This window comes from Devosia rhizoryzae, from assembly GCF_016698665.1.
Lineage (GTDB): Bacteria > Pseudomonadota > Alphaproteobacteria > Rhizobiales > Devosiaceae > Devosia > Devosia rhizoryzae.
The window spans coordinates 673,898-692,284 of sequence record NZ_CP068046.1 but is presented as its reverse complement, the minus strand read 5'-3'; the positions used below and the strand labels follow the sequence as shown (position 1 = coordinate 692,284).

The following is an 18,387-nucleotide window of genomic DNA, read 5'->3' as shown; positions in this document are numbered from 1 at the left end:
CGAGGTCGAATACGCGCCGGCGCTATCGACGGGGACGCTCTCGCGGCGTGACCAGTGCCTCCAGGAGTCCGAGCTGGCCCAGCACGGTGATCACGAAGGGCCAGATGATGGCCGACAGGAAGCCGTTCAGTGCCACCCGCCCCTCCGCCTCCGGACCGGTCAATCCGGGCCAGAGCAGAACCACCTCCATGACGATGACCGCAAGCAGGGGGATCAAGGTCGATCCGGTCTTGCGCAGCACAGCAAGGGTGACGAAGAACACCGCCAGACCCGCATGCATGTGGAAAGGATCGAAGGTGACGTTCATGGCGGCCCCCGTCGTTGATGCCCACGCACCATGCGACGGATGCCCTTTACGCTAGATTAAGCTTACTGACGGAGAGTACGGAGGACGCCTGCATCCCGGTTACACAGGGCTTCGGGCCAACCTCACGAGTAATCCATGCGTCTCCTGGCCGGTCTTGTCGTCATCCTCGTCTGCGTGTTCGGCGGCTACGCCGCTATGGGCGGGCACCTCGAGGTGCTGGTGCAGCCCTGGGAATACGTGATCATCCTCGGGGCGGCGATCGGCGCCTTCATCATCGGCAACCAGGGCGCGGTCCTCAAGGGCAGTCTCTCGATGCTGGGCAAGATCTTCAAGGGTCCTGCCTACAACAAGAAGGCCTATCTCGAACTGCTCGGCATGCAGTTCGCGATGTACAAGCTGATCCAGCAGAAGGGTATCCTCGGCATAGAACCTCACGTCGAGGACCCGAAGAATTCGAGCCTCTTTAACGCCTTCCCGACCTTCGCCAAGAACCACCACGCCGTGGAGTTCGTGTGCGACTACATGCGCATGGTGACCATGGGCACCAACAACGTCCACGAGATGGAAGCCCTGATGGACGAGGAGCTCGAGACCCACCATCAGGAGCAGGAGCGCATGGTGGGCGCCCTGCAGTCCCTGGCGGACGGCACCCCTGCCCTGGGAATCGTCGCCGCCGTTCTCGGCGTGATCAAGACCATGGGCGCGATCAACGAGCCGCCGGAGATCCTGGGCCACATGATCGGCGGCGCCCTGGTCGGTACCTTCTTCGGCGTGTTCATCGCCTACGGCCTCTTCGGCCCCATGGCCCAATCGCTCCGGGGCACATACGAGGCGGAATCCAAGTATTTCCTGTCGCTCAAGACCGGTCTCCTGGCACATATCTCGGGGCAGCCGCCTGTGATGGCAATCGAGTTCGCCCGCAAGGCACTGATGACCGATGTCCGCCCGTCGTTCGAGGAAGTCGACTCCGCCACGCAGAACCTCCCCGCCACCGCATGAGCCAGGTTCGATATCATTCAAGCAAGGCTCGCTCAGGCGGGCCTTCACTTCTTCTGCCTGCCGTATCTAATCCTAAGGCCTCTTGACCTTCCAATCGTTGGAAGGGTTACCTATGTCGACAGTCGATCAGAAGGACTGTTGAAATGTCGCTCGCATCCGATCTTCAGACCCCGGTCGGTACCGCCGCCGCCAAGCTCGACTTCCAGGTGGAAGGGATGACCTGCGCCTCGTGCGTCTCCCGCGTGCAGAAGGCCGTCCGTGCGGTGCCGGGCGTTGCCTTGGCCAGAATCAACCTCGCCACGGAAAAGGCCACGGTCGACTTCGCGGGCCCGCCGGATCTGGAGGGTGTGGTCTCGGCCATCGAGAAGGCAGGCTACGCTGTTCGTTCGGAGACGACCGAGCTGCAGATCGAGGGCATGACCTGCGCCTCGTGCGTGTCCAGGGTGGAGAAGGCCTTGGCCGCCGTGCCCGGGGTGACATCGGCGTCTGTCAATCTCGCCACCGAAAAGGCCGTCGTGACGCATCCAGCGGGCACCGTCAGCCGCAATCAGCTCGAGAAGGCGGTACGCGCTCGCGGCTACGATGTCGTGAAGCGCGCAACGGTTTCACCCGGCGCGGAGCAGGAGGACCGTCGGGCCCTTGAACTCGTTGGCCTCCGGAACTCGCTCGCGGTTTCCGCGGTGCTGACCATACCTCTCTTCGCCATGGAGATGGGGTCGCACTTCATCCCGGCCATTCATGATTGGATCATGATGGATGTCGGGCACGCCAACAGCCTCTATTTTCAGTTCGCTCTGGCCACCGCCGCGCTGTTCGGTCCCGGCCTGCGGTTCTTCCGCAAGGGCATTCCCAACCTTTTCCGTCTCGCGCCGGACATGAACTCGCTCGTCGTCCTGGGCACCAGCGCCGCCTGGCTTTACTCGGTGGTGGCCACGTTCCTTCCCGGCTGGCTGCCTGAAGGTACCCGCAACGTCTATTTCGAGGCCGCCGCGGTGATCGTGACCCTGATCCTGCTCGGGCGCTTCCTGGAGGCGAGGGCGAAGGGGCGCACCAGTCAGGCGATCAAGCGACTCGTCACTCTTCAGCCCAAGACAGCTCGTTTGGTCAGGAACGGCGTCGCCTCGGAGGTGCCTCTGGAGACAGTCGTTGCCGGCGATCTCCTCGAGATCCGCCCGGGCGACCGCGTGCCGGTGGATGGCACGGTAATCGACGGCGACTCCTATGTCGATGAATCGATGATCACCGGCGAACCGGTGCCTGTCCGCAAGTCGGCGGGCTCGGAGGTTGTCGGCGGCACTATCAACAAGACAGGGGCGTTCAGCTTTACGGCCACCAAGGTCGGGGCCGATACGGTTCTTGCCCAGATCATACGGCTGGTGGAAGCCGCACAGGGCTCGAAGCTGCCGATCCAGGCCATGGTGGACAAGGTGACGGCGTGGTTCGTACCGGCTGTGATCGGTGCGGCGCTCCTCACCTTCGCCGCATGGTTCGTTTTCGGCCCGTCGCCGGCCCTCACCTTCGCCTTGGTCAATGCGGTCGCCGTCCTGATCATCGCCTGCCCTTGCGCCATGGGGCTCGCGACGCCGACCTCAATCATGGTCGGTACCGGTCGTGCCGCCGAACTGGGCATCCTCTTCCGCAAGGGGGAAGCGCTCCAGACCTTGCGTTCGGCTCAGTTGGTGGCACTCGACAAAACGGGCACGCTGACCGAGGGCCGGCCCGAACTCACCGACATCGAAGTCTCCACCGGGTTCGAGCGGCTGGAAGTGCTGCGTCTCGTCGCCAGCGTCGAGGCGAAGTCAGAGCACCCTATCGCCGATGCCATCGTTGCCGCTGCCGAAGCGGAGGGGCTTGTGCGTGGTCCCGTCGACGGCTTCTCTGCGGAACCCGGTTTCGGCGTCATCGGAAATGTGGATGGACGATCGGTCCTCATCGGCGCAGACCGTGCCATGACCAAGGCTGGCATCGATGTTGCCGCCTTCAACACGACAGCGTCCCGGTTGGGCTATGAGGGCAAGACCCCGCTTTACGCGGCGATCAGTGGGCAACTGGCTGCCGTCATCGCGGTTTCGGATCCTGTTAAGGGAACGTCGCGCCAAGCCATCCGGGCACTGCATGACTTGGGCCTCAAGGTCGCGATGATCACCGGCGACAATGCCCGGACCGCCCACGCCGTGGCCTCCGGTCTCGGCATCGACGAGGTCGTGGCCGAGGTGCTGCCCGACGGCAAGGTCGCGGCCATCCGAAGGCTCAAGTCTGGCGGTCGCACCGTGGCCTTCGTTGGCGACGGCATCAACGACGCACCTGCCCTGGCGGAAGCCGACGTGGGCCTGGCGGTCGGGACAGGCACGGACATCGCCATCGAGAGCGCCGACGTGGTGCTGATGTCCGGCGACATGCGTGGTGTTCCCAACGCGATCGCCCTTTCCCAGGCGACGATAGGCAACATCAAGCAGAACCTGTTCTGGGCATTCGGATACAACGTGATCCTGATCCCTGTAGCCGCCGGCCTGCTCTATCCAGTCAACGGGACCTTGCTCTCTCCGGTCCTCGCCGCGGGCGCCATGGCGTTGAGCAGCGTCTTCGTGCTCGGGAATGCCCTGCGCCTCAGGGGGTTCGCTCCGCCCTTGCAATCATCCGCTGCCGCGTCCCACCCCGCGGCGGAAACCATCACCTTCAACCCAGTGGAACCCGTATCATGAACATCGGCGAAGCCTCCAAGGCCAGCGGCGTCTCGACCAAGATGATCCGCTACTACGAATCGATCGGCCTGATCTCGGCACCCCTTCGGACCGGTTCGGGTTACCGGGTCTATTCCGACAACGAGGTCCATGCGCTGCGCTTCATCAGCCGGGCGCGCGACCTGGGGTTCTCCGCGGAGCAGATGGGCGACCTACTTGCATTATGGCGAGACCGCTCCCGCGCCAGCGCCGACGTCAAGGCCATAGCGCTGGAGCACATCCGCGTCCTCGACGAGAAGGCGCAGGCCCTTCAGGCAATGAGCGAGACGCTGCGCCACCTCGCGGACAACTGCCATGGAGATGGCAGACCGGACTGCCCGATCATAGAGGGCTTCGCCGAGGCAGCCCCCGCGCCGCCCACGAAGCGCAAGCCGAGGTTCGGCGTGACCGACATCCCGCCCGACCGGACCCATGCCTGACCACCATACAGCCGGGATCGACTGAATCCTGTTGGCAGTCGATCCCAACAACGTCGAAGAATTTCGGATTTCCAGAAAATCTCGTTTAGATAGACGAGATAAGTCGAGGGACTCTGATTGGAAACGGGCGGAATATTCCAGCGCTTCGGCGCGTTCCTCGACAGGCGGCGACTGCCGATCCTACTTTTCATGTCCGCCATCGGCTTGCTTTTCGCGGTCGACTTGATCCGCGTGGTTGCGGACGGCAAGCAGGACCCCTGGCTCCGTTTCCTTGCAGTTGCAGCGACGATCTTTATCGGCTGGGTCACTTGGATGGGACTCAAGGGAGCGCCCGATCTCGAAACCCGAAGCGAGAGGCTGCAGGATGAGGTGTCTCGGCTTGAGGGTGTCGTCGCGGCTTTCGGCAAGGACTATTTCGAGCTCTGGACGACCAAGCTGCGAATGATCGCAGATCAGCTGGAGTTCGGCGGCGCCGACCGCATCAGCGTCTACCGGTTCGAGGAAGGCCAGTTCACCATGGTGGGGCGGTACGCCGAACGCCCCGAATATGCGGCACCCGGACGGACCGTATATCCGGCGAACCAAGGCGTGATCGGGGCCGCCTGGAATTCTGCCGAAGGGTTCGCGAGCGTGGCGGACCTGCCCGACCCGAAGGCCGACTTGGCAGGATATCGGGAGCAGAACAATAAGACGTGGCGGCTGCCGATCGGAGTGACCAACGCCTTGCGGATGCAATCGCGTTCCATAGCGGCCCACGTCCTGAAACATCCCGCGACTTCGGAGAGGAATGCCATTATCGTCTTCGAGAGCGAGACGCCGCACCGATTCGATGACTTGGATCTGAGGGAGCGCTGCACCGGGGCCTGGGGTCAGGAGACCTCGCGGTTCCTCGAGAGCATGCGTATCCGCGAACCCGAACTCAGGTTCGCGAAGACGAGGGGGTTCTGATGGCCGACCTTCGAAGCGTCATGGCATACTATGCCAAGAACTATCCGCACAAGGACGAGCTTTCCAAGGCCAGGCTGACGAAGATGGTCTATCTTGCAGATTGGAAGGCAGCCCTGGATCACGGCGCGCCGATCACCGACATCAGGTGGAGGTTCAACCACTACGGTCCGTATGTCGACGACATCCACAACATGGCTCTCGAGGACCCAGCGTTCGAGGTCCGGAAGGAACACACCATGTTCGGCAACCGCCGCGAAAGGATAGAGCTTGTCGACGAGGACCTCTCGGTGACTCTGTCGAGCAGCGAACGGGAAATCCTAGACCACGTGATCGCGGAAACGAGGAAGCTGGGCTTCGACGGATTCATCAAGCTCGTCTATTCAACTTTTCCGGTGATCTCGGGCACCAAGGGCAAGGATCTGGATCTGATCGGCGCTGCCGAGACTTATAGATCTCTGGGCTGACCGCAGAGACCCTTGTCGATCGTCGACGCAGCTCTCCATGCGTCGCTGAAGGTTGAGGCCACACGTTTTGAGCAGAATCGCTTGTTGCCCTTGACCTTCCTACCGTTGGAGACCCCACATTTGGGGAAGGAACAACGAAGGAGTTTCCGTGATGCCCGATTTTCAAGTGAATGACATGACCTGCGGACACTGCGCGGCAACGGTCGAAAAAGCCGTGAAGGGCGTCGACGCCTCTGCGCAGGTCAAGATCGATCTCGGTACGCGCCTGGTGCAGATTAGCAGCGACAAGCCAGCGGTCGATTTCGCCGCCGCCATAGACGAGGCAGGCTACACCGGTCAGCTTCAGGCTTGACTCGGCTGGGCGGGCTTACGCCCGCCCGTTTGCACAGGAGATCTAATTGAGAGCTGCAACCGCGACGATCTCTGCCCTGGCGATGACGGCTGCGGTGGCGGCGTCCCAGCATGTCCCGCCCGTTCCTGGCCGCGAGCTCAAACATATCCATGGTGTGGTGCTGCCCCCCGGAAGCCAAGACGTGCTGCTCGCCACCCACGACGGCCTTTTCGCTGTCGATCCCACCGGCATGGCTCGCATGATTTCCGCGCAGGCAGACGACTTCATGGGTTTCACCGCTTCCCGCGACGGGAGGCTATTCGCCAGCGGCCATCCGATTGTCGGCGGGAACATCGGCATCATCGGTGCCGATGGGGCAGGAGCTACGTGGTCGCACCTCTCGCATGGCGCCAACGACGAACCCGTCGACTTCCATGCCATGACTGTCAGCCCTGCGGACGCCGAGGTGATCTACGGCTCCTACGGAGGCATCCAGGTGAGCAGCGACGGCGGACGGACCTGGAGGTTATCCGGCCCGGGCCCCGACGACCTGATCGATCTGGCTGCGGCCGACGGCGACCCCGGCCATCTCTATGCGGGGACGATGCTCGGCCTCCACGAGAGCCTCGATGCCGGGGTCACGTGGTCTCCGATCGCCGCGAAGAGCGGTCCGGTGACCATGGTCGAGGTCTCCCCCGAAGGTCGACTTTACGCGTTCGTCGCGGGCGAAGGCCTCTTCGCTCTCCGGGACTCGATGCTCGAGCCCGTCGCCGCCCTGCCCGACCAAGTGCTGCTGCACGTGGCGTTCGATCCGGCAGAACCAGAGCTGCTGGTCGCCGTGACTGCCGAGAGTCGCTTGCTCTCCAGCGTCGATGGTGGCCGATCGTGGTCAGACTTCCTGAAGTGAGATGGATGGCTCTTGCGGCTTTCCTGGCCACCCCTACTTTGTCGCAGCAGATGGATGGTCAGGCGCTCTACGTGGACAACTGCTCCTCTTGCCACGGCGTAGAGCTGCAGGGCCAACCGGATTGGATGGTGCGGCTGCCGAACGGCAGGCTTCCGGCGCCGCCGCATGACGCCACCGGCCACACCTGGCATCATTCCGACGAGCAGTTGTTGCGAATCGTCAGGGATGGACTGTCGGCGATCGCTCCCGGTTACGAGACGGATATGCCTGCCTTCGGGGCGACGTTGAGCGAGCCCGAGATCATCGCCATCCTCGACTACATCAAAAGCACTTGGCCCGAGCGTGAGCGCACCAGCCAGGCCGCTCGCTCCGCCGCTTCCCCCTAGCCTTCGTCGGTCTATACGGAAGCAAGCGAGGGCTTGACCCTGCCACCGTGGCAAGGCGCACGATGGTCATTCTTCCAAGGAGACCACCATGACCATGAACCGCCGCTCATTCCTTGCAACGACGGCAGCAGGCGCTGCCCTTGCTCTCCTTGGTGGCAGCAAGCCCTTCGCGGCGGTTCCGGCGACCAGACTGACGGTAGGTCGCCGGAGCATCGAGGTCGCCGGTCGCGGCGCCCAAGTATTCGGTGTGACCGACACGGCAGGTAATTCCGGCATCCTGGTCGAAGGCGACCGCTTCCACGTGGACCTGGTCAACGACCTAGCCGAGGCGACCACGGTTCATTGGCACGGACAGGTGCCTGCCCCGGAAGCGGACGGCATCGCCGAGACCGGTTACGTAACACCATTGGCGCCAGGTGAAGGGCGCGCCTTCGACTTCGCCGCCCGTCCCGGGACCCACTGGATGCACTCGCACCATGAGCTCCAGGAGCAGGCGCTCCTGACTGCGCCGCTCATCGTCAAATCAGCGTCGGAGCTGCGGGACGACGTCCAGGATGTCGTCGTGATGCTGAACGATTTCTCCTTCAAAAACGCCGAAGAAATTCTCGCGGGCCTTCGAGCCCGCGAAATGGATCATGGCGCGATGTCGGGCATGGACCATGGCGGCTCCATGGACATGGATGCGATGATGGCTACGGGCACCATGGACCTCAACGATGTCGAGTACGACGCCTTTCTCGCCAACGACCGAACGCTCGACGATCCGCAGATCGTAAAGACCGAAAGGAATGGCAAAGTGCGCCTGCGCATCATCAACGGTGCTGCGTCCACGGCATTCTGGATCGATCTGAGCCCGCATACCGGCAAAGTCGTCGCGGTCGACGGCAACGAGGTCCTACCGGTCAGCGGTTCGCGTTTCCCGATCGCGCAGGCGCAGCGCCTCGACATTGTCTTGCAAGTGCCTGCCGGCGCCACCGTCCCGGTGCTTGCGCGCCGCGAAGGCGGTAGAGCTCGCACGGGTATGATACTTGCCGCGCCAGGCACGTCGACAGCGCGACTGGCCGGTGAGGTCGACGACCTCGAGGCCGCCGTCGATCTCTCACTCGAACATGCGCTCCGTTCCCGCGAGCCTATTTCGGCACGTGTGGCAGACCGTACCCTTTCCGTGATGCTGACCGGATCCATGGCGCCGTATTCGTGGACGATCGACGATCGCGACTGGACCCGACGAAAGCCGCTCGAGGTGAAGGCCGGAGAAAGGGTGGAGCTGAAATTGATGAACCACACCATGATGGCCCATCCAATGCACCTGCATGGCCACCACTTCCAGGTGGTCGGGATCGACGGGCGTCCTCTGGCAGGCGCGGTTCGGGATACCGTACTGGTGCCATCCATGGGCACGGTCACCGTGGCCTTCGATGCCGACAATCCGGGACGGTGGCTCTACCACTGCCACAACCTCTACCATATGGCAGCCGGCATGATGTCAGAACTGGTCTACATCTGAGCGATCGCTGCGACCGAGAGGGAGAAATCACCGTAAGCTCGCGAAAGGCTCGCTTACAGGCCGGTGTCGGTAGACGGCCTTCCGCGCTTGACCCACCAGAGACGCGCCGCGATCAGCAGCAAGGTCGGCCACAGCATGGTGTTCAGGATGTCCTTGGTGCTTCCGAGCACATCGACCTGGATCTGTCCATGGTGCCAGGTATCGAGCAACTCGTTGAACAGCTCGAATGCCAACAGCACGAGCCACGGCAACCAACTTGTGGGGCCGCGACGCAGCAGTAGCATGGCGACGAGGTATATCCCCAGGCCGAGATGGATATGAAGCGCGTCGCGGCTAAGGTGCAGGAGCTGCGTCAGCGCGGTCTTCAGAGTGTTGAGCATGCCTGCTTCTAGCACCGGCGTCTTATGCAGGCGTTACCGACCTTAGGGATGGAAGTGCGCCATAGGCGCACTTCCGGGTTCCGACTACTCGTTGGCGCCTTCGCCTTCGAGCCAGGCGACCATTTCGGCGATCTCCTGCTCCTGAGCCTCGATGATCTTGGTTGCCATCTCCTTGGCCCAGGCATTGTCGCCGTGCTCGAGCTCGGCCTTGGCCATGTTGATGGCCGCGGTATGATGCGGGATCATGCCGCAGACGAACGCCACGTCGATGTCCTCGACCATCATGGCGTCCATCATCTGCTTGTTAGTGGCGTCCATGCCGGCCATGAGGTCCATGTGGGCCTGGTCCATGTCATGGTTCATTTCCATGGACATGTCGCCCGCCATCCCTTCGGCAGACTTGCAGATGTCGGGCAGCTCGGCGCCCATCGCGGCGTCTCCGCCCATCGCTGCCATGTTGTGGCCGGCCATCGCATCCTGGGCGAAGGCGGAGGCGGAGGTGGCGACCAGAACGACGCCGGCGAGGAGAGTGGTCTTGATGTTCATTTGTTTGTTCCTAAACGAGTTGAGGGTTTTCAGGCAGCTCGATCAAGGGACTTCGGCGGTCGGTCTATGCGGTCGGTCGACCGGCGGGGTTCGATGGTTCGAGGTTCGGAGGCGTAATTCGCCTGCAGCTCGATCGGAACCGTGGTGTGGGGAGCGGCGGGAAGCCCCGACAGGCAAAGACCCATGCCGCAGCAGACAAGGAGCTCGTGGGCGTCGCCGCATACCCCGACGCATTCCTCGGCGCCGTGGTGTCCCGCCATGGAGTAGGCATGACCGGTGGGCTGTTCGGCTGCGACGGCCATGGTGCCATGGTGCAGGGTCATGCTCAGGACGACGGCGAACATTATCGCCATCATCGCGCGCATACCTGCCTTGGAAGCCGAAACGTATTCATGTCGGAGCATCGAGGACCAACTCCCCCGAATGCGAACGGTTCCTGCGATCAACATGTTCCAAGCACCTATTGCCTACCCAGATCGAGAAGATAGGTCGAGATGTCCTCCAGATGCTGGTCCAGCAGGAATTTGGTGCTTCCATGCACGACTTCCGCCATCGATCCGCCGAACACGTCGCCATCCGGCGTGATGCCGGTCCGCAGGGCTTCCAATAGGCGACCCTTGGTGTAGCCACGTGCTGTCAGGTCCTTTGCCGTGAGCGATGGTGATCTTCCTCCGTCCTGCATCTGGGGATCACCTCCCAGTTCCATATTGTCAGGCAGCCCACCGATCATGTTTCTGGGTGCATGGCAGGCTGCGCAATGCGCGGGCCCCCAGACCAGGTACCGGCCTCTGTTCCACTCGCTCGTTCTTTCGGGATCCACGGCATATTGCACCGGTCGTTCGAAGAACGTGCGCCAGGGCTTTACCCCGGCGCGGATGTTGAACGGGAAACCGACTTCATGCTCTCGGGACGGCTTGTCCGAGGGAGGCGTCTGCTGCACCGCGGCCCACAGGTCCGCCATGTCCTGGTCCGTCAGGGTGGCGTAGAATTCGTAGGGAAACGCAGGATAGTAGGGCTCCCCATCGGGCGATATACCCTGCCGAACCGCCCGCACGAACTGCGCGAAGGTCCATTCGCCAATGCCATTTGCGCGATCGACGGTAATGTTTGGGGCAAAGAACGTCCCGAACTTGGAGACGAGCCCCTGTCCTCCCGAGAGCGGCGCTGCACCAGGGGTCGTGTGGCACGTGATGCAGCCGCTGAGCCGGGCAAGATAGGCACCGCGCTTCGGGTCGCCGACCATGTCCGCAAGGGCTGGTGCAGCCGGCATGGGCCAATTCTCGAGCGCCAGGACCGTACCGGTGGCGGCCACCAGGGCCGCGACCAGAAGAAGGGCAAGACGATTCATGGGTCACCGCCGGAACGCGGCGTGGCATGCCGCGCAGGTGGCGGCGATGTCGGCGTAGACCTGGCTCACCGGTCGGGCCGCCGGCTCCGGCTCCGGGGTCGCGATCGAACCGGTGGCGACGGCGTCGATGATGGCCTCCTGCTGAGGCGCGATGCCCATCAACCACTCGAAGTCCATCCGCTCCCATTCCGATAGAACCGGCTCGGGAACCGCAGCCAACGTCTGGTTTGGAACGGGGTCGGGTAGAGCGGGCATTCCCAGCGCCGCCGCGGAGGCACCCAATTCCTCACCGAGCGTGCCGAGCTCGGTCGCATAGGCCGAGAATTCCTGCCATCGCTCCCATATCTCGGGGCGGGCTTCGCTCGGCGCGTCGAGGCTGCCTTCCGGGAACAGGTCGGTCATCGCCCGCCCGGCATGCATGGATATCATCTCGGATGCCGTCTTCAGCGTTTGAACATCGCCGGCTGACGGCTGCTCGACGACTGGCCCCATCAGCTTGATCTGCTCGCCGAGCATCATCATGCCCATCATTCTCTCGCCGACGATGCCGGTGGCGCCGCCGTGCCCCAACGCCGCGATGGCGCCCGTCAGCAGGAGTCCGAAGGCCAGCGGCCCTAGGAGGGATAGTTTCGTTTTCATTCTGGATTTCCACGTTGCCTGATCGCCGCTGGCGCGGCTGCCGTCCGAAAAAGCGGCTCAGGTACGTGGGGGCCGCGACGCGTCCACCGACAGCGAAAGCTCGGTGACCGGGTCGTCGCCGAAGTAGACCACATTGTCGGCCCGCAAGGCGCAATGAACGCTCACCGGCTCAGCGGCAAGGATGGGAGCACCGCAATGGATGGCGGTCTCACCCGAACCGGGGTGGTCATCTTCGGATGCGCCATGTGAGCTCATATCCGCCACCTCGAAATGAGTATGGCCTGAACGTGCGCCTTCGTCGGCATGCACCGAGATCGCGCCCATAAGGAGGACGATGATCAGGGCCGTGGTGTTGACGATGGAGCAGAGCAGCTTCAAGCGCGAATCTCTCGTGACACTCTTCGCTTCGACACGAGCAATATGACCTTCCCGTGGCATTCTCGCAATTCCGACTGCATCTGCAGCTTGATATTCCACGGAAGTAGGTCTTCCGCGAAGGACGAGTGAGCTTGTTCCGAACCTAGGTGAACGCCTTCTGGTTGGCCCTTGCTACTGAAACGCACTCCGCGTTCACCAAAGCGGCCTTCATAACCTAGCAGCGAACCCCTTAGCGAAAACGAGGCGAGGGCTTCGCTATCGACGCGGGCTTTCGCGTGGTGTCATCAACGCCTCGAGGAAGCCAATCTGCCCCAGCACGGAAATGACAAAAGGCCAGATGATCGCCGACAGAAACGCATTCAGTGCTATCCTGCCCTCCGACTCCGGACCGGTGAGCCCAGGCCAAAGCAGTATGACCTCCACGACTATTACGGAGAGCAAGGGGATCAGCGTCGAGCCTGTCTTACGCATCACGGCAAGGGTTACGAAGAACACCGCAAGCCCTGCGTGCATATGAAACGGATCGAAGGTGATATTCATGGAGGGCCTGCGACGCTGACTATCGGGACACCATGCGGCAACGGCCCTTTACGGTAGATTAAGGTTACTCGCGGAGACTGCGAAGTACGCCTGCATTCCCGGTCCCCACAGGCTTCAGGCCAACCTCACTAGTGATCCATGCGTCTCCTTGCCGGACTTGTCGTCATCCTCCTTTGCGTGTTCGGCGGCTATGCCGCCATGGGTGGACATCTCGAGGTGCTGGTGCAGCCGTGGGAGTACGTGATCATTCTCGGCGCCGCGATCGGTGCCTTCATCATCGGCAACCAAGGCGCCGTCCTCAAGGGCAGCTTCTCGATGCTGGGCAAGATCTTCAAGGGTCCGGCCTACAACAAGAAGGCGTACCTTGAACTGCTTGGCATGCAGTTCGCGATGTACAAGCTGATCCAGCAGAAAGGCATCCTCGGCATTGAGCCCCATGTCGAGGATCCGAAGAATTCCAGCCTCTTCAACGCCTTCCCGACGTTCGCCAAGAACCACCATGCCGTCGAGTTCGTCTGCGACTACATGCGCATGGTGACCATGGGCACCAACAACGTCCACGAGATGGAAGCCCTGATGGACGAGGAGCTCGAGACGCATCATCAGGAGCAGGAGCGAATGGTAGGTGCGCTTCAATCCCTGGCGGACGGCACCCCGGCCCTCGGCATCGTCGCCGCCGTTCTCGGCGTGATCAAGACCATGGGCGCGATCAACGAACCGCCCGAAGTGCTGGGCCACATGATCGGCGGCGCTCTCGTCGGCACCTTTTTCGGCGTGTTCATCGCCTATGGCCTGTTCGGGCCCATGGCTCAGTCGCTTCGAGGCACCTACGAGGCCGAGTCCAAGTATTTCCTGTCGCTCAAGACCGGCCTCCTCGCCCATATCTCGGGACAGCCGCCGGTGATGGCGATCGAGTTCGCCCGCAAGGCGCTGATGACCGATGTCCGCCCTTCCTTTGAAGAAGTGGACTCGGCGACGCAGAACCTGCCAGCCACCGCCTGACCCGACAACCACCGCAATCATCAAGCCCGCTTCGGCGGGCTTCGTTGTTTGTGGCAGTGACGGTAGGTCATAGACCCGGATCTGCCGCACACATCCGATATCTCTTGCGAACCATTCGCAACAAGCATATGCAAATGGCTTGCAGAAGCGTTAGGACTTAAATGGACGCTGGTTGGGGGTTCGGCGGGTGGCGCGCGTCACGTGGCAATGCATCGCTAGCGGACGTGCACAGATCGATCGCGGTCAAGCAAAGCGCTTCGACCTGGCGCAGGGCGGCGGCGTTTCTCGGGCCTGGATACCTCGTTGCCGTTGGCTACATGGACCCGGGCAACTGGGCAACGTCCATCGCTGGCGGTTCGCGGTTCGGCTACACCCTGCTGATCGTGGCGCTGGTATCCAACATCATGGCCATCGTGCTGCAATCCCTGTGCGCCCGCCTTGCTATCGCGTCCGGACGCGACCTCGCCCAGGCCTGTCGCGACGCCTTCCCAAAGCCGGTGGGCTACGTTCTCTGGTTTCTCGCCGAGATCGCCATCATCGCTACCGACATCGCCGAGGTGATCGGCACGGCGATCGGTCTGAATTTGATCTTCGGCATCCCGCTCGAGATCGGCGTCGTCATCACCGCACTAGACGTGTTCCTGATCCTCTATCTGCAGAAACTGGGGTTTCGCTGGGTGGAGGCATTGATTATCGCTCTGCTTGCCGTGATCGCGGGCTGCTTCATCGTCCAGATCGCCCTGGCGGACCCGGATTGGGGTAACGTCATCCGCGGCTTCGCCCCGACCACCGAGATAGTGACCAATCCCGAGATGCTCTATCTGGCCCTTGGAATCCTGGGGGCCACGGTGATGCCGCACAACCTCTATCTTCACTCCGGCATCGTCCAGACGCGCGACTACGGCGATACCTTGCCGGAGAAACGGGAGGCACTGAAGTTCGCGACCATCGACTCCACCGTGGCTCTGATGTTCGCCCTCCTGGTCAATGCCTCTATCCTTATCCTTGCCGCCGCGACCTTCAACGTCGCCGGCAACACGGAGGTGGCGGAGTTGGGCGAGGCCCATAACCTGCTCGCGCCCATGCTGGGGCTGGCCATAGCACCGACACTGTTCGGTATCGCCCTGCTCTGTTGTGGCATCAACTCCACGGTGACGGCAACCTTGGCCGGGCAGATCGTGATGGAGGGGTTCCTGCATATCAGGTTGGCACCATGGCTGCGGCGGCTCATCACGCGTATCATCGCGATCGTGCCCGCCGCTGGCGTCACCATCTGGTTCGGACAATCGGGTACCGCTCAGCTCCTTATTCTGACGCAGGTGGTCCTCAGCCTGCAGCTATCCTTCGCGGTCTTCCCGCTGGTCATGTTCACCGCGGACAAGAGGAAGATGGGAGAACTCGTCGCACCGAAGTGGCTCGTGGCCTTGGCGGTTCTGATCGCCCTCGTCATCGCCGGCCTCAACGTGAAGCTTCTCCTCGACTTCATCCTCTAATGAAACGGGAGGAGGATAGTCACGAGGCTTGGTCGCGCGTCCAGGGACGCCTTTCGGTAACCAGGAGTTAACGTTTCGATTGCGAGATAGAGCCATGGGTCGGTGGTGCACCACATGGATGGTCAGGCTGTGCGTGGCGTTCGCGTTGCTCGCGATGGCACCTGCCGCTTTCGCCGTTCCCATCGGTGCATCCCCGTCGAGCCACGACCGCTGCGTCACCGAGCATGCCACGATTGGGACCGACCTTGGGGTGGACCTGAACGAAGCCGTAGAGCACTCCCATGCCCATTGCCCGCACAAGTTGACGGTGGATGAGGCCGGTCGGTCAACGACGCATTCCGCCTCGATCGGCATCGTCATCCGCTGGCCATCCCATGCGGTGCCGGACCGGGGCGACCGTCGCGACTACTCTCCCGATAGACCTCCTTCATACATCTGAGTCGGCAACGCAGCGCATGGCGGCCTTGTCTCAACGGCGGCGCTGACGCGCCCCTCAGCTCGGATGAATACCTTGTATACTGCCGACGATGCCCTCGTCATTCGGGGGACGAACACCCTGCGCGAATCCGTCACGCGACGACGGCTCGCGATCACCATGCTCTTGGTCTTCGTAGGCTTCGTCGTGATCGGTGCGCGACTGGTCCAACTGGGGACGCACCGCACTGAGATGACGATAGAAGGAAGGACGGTGAGCGAAATAGAAGCTTCGAGGCCGCCGATCCTGGACCGCAACGGCATCGCCATGGCAGTGGATATACGCGTCCCATCCCTCTACGCGGAACCGCGGCGGATCGTGGACGTCGAAGAAGCGGTAATCAAGATACGAGGCGTGCTGCCCGAGATCGATGCCACCTGGCTCAGATCCCGCCTCACCGGCGACCGTGGGTTCGTATGGATCAAGCGGGAGCTTACCCCGTCCGTCCGCGACAGCATCATGCGCCTGGGGCTACCGGGCATCGACTTCCTGACGGAGAGCAAGCGTTTCTACCCCGGCGGATCGGATGCGGCCCATGTTTTGGGCGCGGTCAACATCGATAGCCAAGGCATAGCAGGGATCGAGCGAGGGATCGACGATGCAGGGGTCGCGGCGCTTCAGGCATTCGGCCTTGCCCGCGGCCAAGAGTTAAGCCCCATCCGGCTCTCGATCGACATGAGGGTGCAGCATGCCATGCGTACTGAACTGGTCGACGCGATCAGCCGCTACAAATCGATCGCCGCCGGCGGGGTCATGATGGACGCGGTCACGGGGGAGATCATGGCGATGGTATCACTTCCCGATTTCGATCCCAACTCTCCGGCATCGGCTCTTGAGGAAGGCAGCTTCAATCGAATGACGGCGGGCAACTTCGAATTGGGATCGGTCGTGAAGACCGTCTCGTTCGCCGCCTCGCTCGACAGCGGCGCGGTCACGCTCGAAGACTCCTTCGACGCTCGTTTCCCGGTCCGGTTCGGGCGCCAAGCCATCAACGACTTCAAGGGCCAGAACCGCATCCTGAGCGTGCCCGAAATTTTCCGCTACTCGTCCAACGTGGGCACGATTCGGCTGATGCAAGCGATGGGAGAGGATCGGTACCGCGATTTCTTCACCCGCATCGGGTTCGATGCGCCACTGGTCACCGAATTGCCCGAGAAGGCACCGCCGAATGTGCCAGACCAATTCTCGGAAGTTGTCGCGGCCACTGCGTCCTTCGGTCATGGCTTCGGCATTTCGCCGTTGCACATGGCTCGGGCGCTGGGCGCATTCGTGAACGGCGGCAGACTGCTGCAGCCAACGTTCTACCCCAGGACCGAAGAGGAAGCGCTGGCGCTTGCAACGCAAGTGATAAAACCAGAAACCAGCGCCCAGATGAGGGAGCTTCTCCGCTTCAACGCCATCGTCGGCTCCGGGTCGCGAATGAACAAGATCGCTGTCGGCTACCGGGTCGGAGGCAAGACGGGCACCGCCGAGAAAGTCGTCGACGGACGCTACGGACAGGGCAAAAACCTCAATGTCTTCGTGGCGGCCTTTCCGATGGAAGCGCCTCGATACGTGATGTTGATCCTGATCGACGAGGCGGAGCCGGAAACTCCGCAGTCGGGTAACACCGCCGGCTGGAACGCCGGCGAGGTTTCCGGTCGCATCATCGCCCGGGCAGCGCCAATGCTTGGCATTGCACCCGCGGACAGCAAGAGCAACGATGACGCCATCCTCGCAGATCTAGGGGGCTGAATCGCCAGTAGATGGAAAATGAATTCACCAGCTGTTGCAGCTGCACGGGCATGTAGAATAGTCCATCGACGGATGGCTGGCGCGGAGGATACCGAATACCCGAGAGCATCCAGGCAGCGAACCAGCTGCTCGTGGTCGAAACCTTCTCCGATCCTCAAGGTAAGGCTGGCCCCCGACAACGACACCCCGGCACAGGCCACGCCGGGTAGGCGGTTCACCACATTCTCCACGGCCGCGACGCAGCCGTCGCAGCCCAACCCGGCGATAGGCACCGTCAGCTTCTCGCCGGTACCCATGGCCCTATGCCTCGAAGGTGACCTTGCCAGCCATATCGGTCCATTCTCATGGAGCTTGGCTTGCCATTGCCTGCCCAGAAGGACATCCAGGGGTTTTACAGAGCCGTCCGGGCTCCCTCGGGCTCGATCCGGGGTTTGTCGACCCCAGTGAGCCGGGCGAGCGCATCGAAGAAGCCAGATAGGTATTCCTCGACCCGATGAACGACAAACAGAACAAGGCAGACAATATACGGCCACTTGTTCTCAACGAACTCGATCGTGGCCGGACGAAGCACGAAAAACACCAGGCCGGTGACAGACCCGGTGGTGAAGACCAGCATCGTCGCGAGTTCGAGAGACCAATAGCGTACTCCTAGGAGCAAGGCCGTGAACGTCGTGGCAAGCAGCACCGTAGGGGTGCGGGGGATATCTCCTATTTTCACCGTTGTTCCTCCTTGAGGATGGAGGCTGCACTCTACAGTGGCTAGGGAAGCAAGAGGGTTGCGACGAAAATTCCCTTGCTCCTCTAGCCACTGTAGATCGTACGCCTTTCCGTCGAAGGAGAACT

At 62.2% G+C, this 18,387-nt stretch carries 22 protein-coding genes and 1 pseudogene; 13 read left to right on the top strand and 10 right to left on the bottom strand.

Going from position 1 to position 18,387, the window contains the following annotated elements; all coding sequences use genetic code 11:
* Positions 1-22 precede the first annotated feature (22 nt).
* A complete protein-coding gene (locus JI748_RS03490; protein ID WP_201635116.1) occupies positions 23-307 on the bottom strand; it encodes a hypothetical protein in 285 nt (94 codons plus the stop codon).
* A gap of 135 nt (positions 308-442) precedes the next feature.
* On the opposite strand from JI748_RS03490, the gene motA (JI748_RS03485) reads away from it, so the two are divergent.
* From motA (JI748_RS03485) to JI748_RS03445, 9 genes are all read left to right on the top strand, one after another.
* On the top strand, positions 443-1,306 hold the full coding sequence (gene motA / locus JI748_RS03485) for a flagellar motor stator protein MotA (protein WP_201635114.1): 864 nt from the start codon (positions 443-445) through the stop codon (positions 1,304-1,306).
* 143 nt (positions 1,307-1,449) lie between these two features.
* On the top strand, positions 1,450-4,008 hold the full coding sequence (locus tag JI748_RS03480) for a heavy metal translocating P-type ATPase (RefSeq protein ID WP_201635112.1): 2,559 nt from the start codon (positions 1,450-1,452) through the stop codon (positions 4,006-4,008).
* Complete coding sequence (cueR, locus tag JI748_RS03475; protein ID WP_201635110.1) at positions 4,005-4,466, top strand: Cu(I)-responsive transcriptional regulator; 462 nt, start codon at positions 4,005-4,007, stop codon at positions 4,464-4,466. Before JI748_RS03480 ends, cueR begins: the two co-directional genes overlap by 4 nt.
* Positions 4,467-4,583: 117 nt before the next feature.
* Positions 4,584-5,414 carry a hypothetical protein gene (locus JI748_RS03470; RefSeq protein ID WP_201635108.1) on the top strand — a complete coding sequence of 277 codons (831 nt, stop codon included), beginning with the start codon at positions 4,584-4,586 and terminating at the stop codon, positions 5,412-5,414.
* Positions 5,414-5,878, top strand: a complete 465-nt coding sequence (locus JI748_RS03465) for a Panacea domain-containing protein (RefSeq protein WP_201635106.1) — start codon at positions 5,414-5,416, stop codon at positions 5,876-5,878. The genes JI748_RS03470 and JI748_RS03465 overlap by 1 nt, the downstream gene beginning before the upstream one ends.
* A 151-nt stretch (positions 5,879-6,029) precedes the next feature.
* Positions 6,030-6,230, top strand: a complete 201-nt coding sequence (locus JI748_RS03460; protein ID WP_201635104.1) for a heavy-metal-associated domain-containing protein — start codon at positions 6,030-6,032, stop codon at positions 6,228-6,230.
* Positions 6,231-6,276: 46 nt separating this feature from the next.
* Entirely contained in the window at positions 6,277-7,116 is an 840-nt protein-coding gene (locus JI748_RS03455; protein ID WP_201635102.1) for a WD40/YVTN/BNR-like repeat-containing protein, read from the top strand.
* Between the two features lie 5 nt (positions 7,117-7,121).
* Positions 7,122-7,502: a c-type cytochrome gene (locus JI748_RS03450; protein ID WP_201635100.1), complete on the top strand. Its 381-nt coding sequence runs from the start codon at positions 7,122-7,124 to the stop codon at positions 7,500-7,502.
* Positions 7,503-7,590: 88 nt separating this feature from the next.
* On the top strand, positions 7,591-9,009 hold the full coding sequence (locus JI748_RS03445; protein WP_325166891.1) for a multicopper oxidase family protein: 1,419 nt from the start codon (positions 7,591-7,593) through the stop codon (positions 9,007-9,009).
* 53 nt (positions 9,010-9,062) lie between these two features.
* On the opposite strand, the gene JI748_RS03440 is transcribed toward JI748_RS03445, so the two are convergent.
* The 7 genes from JI748_RS03440 to JI748_RS03410 all read right to left on the bottom strand — a co-directional run bounded on the left by JI748_RS03440 (position 9,063) and on the right by JI748_RS03410 (position 12,840).
* Positions 9,063-9,389 carry a hypothetical protein gene (locus tag JI748_RS03440; RefSeq protein WP_201635098.1) on the bottom strand — a complete coding sequence of 109 codons (327 nt, stop codon included), beginning with the start codon at positions 9,387-9,389 and terminating at the stop codon, positions 9,063-9,065.
* 84 nt (positions 9,390-9,473) lie between these two features.
* Positions 9,474-9,935: a DUF305 domain-containing protein gene (locus JI748_RS03435; RefSeq protein WP_233280604.1), complete on the bottom strand. Its 462-nt coding sequence runs from the start codon at positions 9,933-9,935 to the stop codon at positions 9,474-9,476.
* A gap of 29 nt (positions 9,936-9,964) precedes the next feature.
* Positions 9,965-10,339, bottom strand: a complete 375-nt coding sequence (locus tag JI748_RS03430) for a hypothetical protein (RefSeq protein ID WP_201635096.1) — start codon at positions 10,337-10,339, stop codon at positions 9,965-9,967.
* 56 nt (positions 10,340-10,395) lie between these two features.
* A complete protein-coding gene (locus JI748_RS03425) occupies positions 10,396-11,283 on the bottom strand; it encodes a c-type cytochrome (RefSeq protein WP_201635094.1) in 888 nt (295 codons plus the stop codon).
* Positions 11,284-11,286: 3 nt separating this feature from the next.
* The gene (locus JI748_RS03420) at positions 11,287-11,922 is read right to left on the bottom strand and encodes a c-type cytochrome (protein ID WP_201635092.1); all 636 of its coding nucleotides are present in this window, start codon (positions 11,920-11,922) and stop codon (positions 11,287-11,289) included.
* 57 nt (positions 11,923-11,979) lie between these two features.
* Positions 11,980-12,300: a hypothetical protein gene (locus JI748_RS03415; RefSeq protein WP_201635090.1), complete on the bottom strand. Its 321-nt coding sequence runs from the start codon at positions 12,298-12,300 to the stop codon at positions 11,980-11,982.
* Positions 12,301-12,555: 255 nt separating this feature from the next.
* Positions 12,556-12,840 (bottom strand): hypothetical protein, encoded by a 285-nt coding sequence (locus JI748_RS03410; RefSeq protein WP_201635088.1) that lies wholly within the window; start codon positions 12,838-12,840, stop codon positions 12,556-12,558.
* A 138-nt stretch (positions 12,841-12,978) separates the two neighbouring features.
* Between JI748_RS03410 and motA (JI748_RS03405) the strand changes: the two genes are divergently transcribed.
* The 4 genes from motA (JI748_RS03405) (at position 12,979) to JI748_RS03390 (ending at position 17,544) form a co-directional block, all read left to right on the top strand.
* Positions 12,979-13,842, top strand: a complete 864-nt coding sequence (gene motA, locus JI748_RS03405) for a flagellar motor stator protein MotA (RefSeq protein WP_201635086.1) — start codon at positions 12,979-12,981, stop codon at positions 13,840-13,842.
* Positions 13,843-14,003: 161 nt separating this feature from the next.
* A complete protein-coding gene (locus tag JI748_RS03400) occupies positions 14,004-15,335 on the top strand; it encodes an Nramp family divalent metal transporter (RefSeq protein WP_201635084.1) in 1,332 nt (443 codons plus the stop codon).
* Between the two features lie 154 nt (positions 15,336-15,489).
* Positions 15,490-15,774 carry a hypothetical protein gene (locus tag JI748_RS03395; protein WP_201635082.1) on the top strand — a complete coding sequence of 95 codons (285 nt, stop codon included), beginning with the start codon at positions 15,490-15,492 and terminating at the stop codon, positions 15,772-15,774.
* Positions 15,775-15,846: 72 nt separating this feature from the next.
* A complete protein-coding gene (locus tag JI748_RS03390) occupies positions 15,847-17,544 on the top strand; it encodes a peptidoglycan D,D-transpeptidase FtsI family protein (protein ID WP_201635080.1) in 1,698 nt (565 codons plus the stop codon).
* 107 nt (positions 17,545-17,651) lie between these two features.
* Here JI748_RS03390 and JI748_RS17585 read toward each other — a convergent pair.
* Positions 17,652-17,840: pseudogene (locus JI748_RS17585) on the bottom strand (heavy-metal-associated domain-containing protein); the annotation flags it as partial.
* Between the two features lie 95 nt (positions 17,841-17,935).
* Complete coding sequence (locus JI748_RS03385) at positions 17,936-18,262, bottom strand: hypothetical protein (protein WP_201635078.1); 327 nt, start codon at positions 18,260-18,262, stop codon at positions 17,936-17,938.
* Between the last annotated feature and the right edge of the window lie 125 nt (positions 18,263-18,387).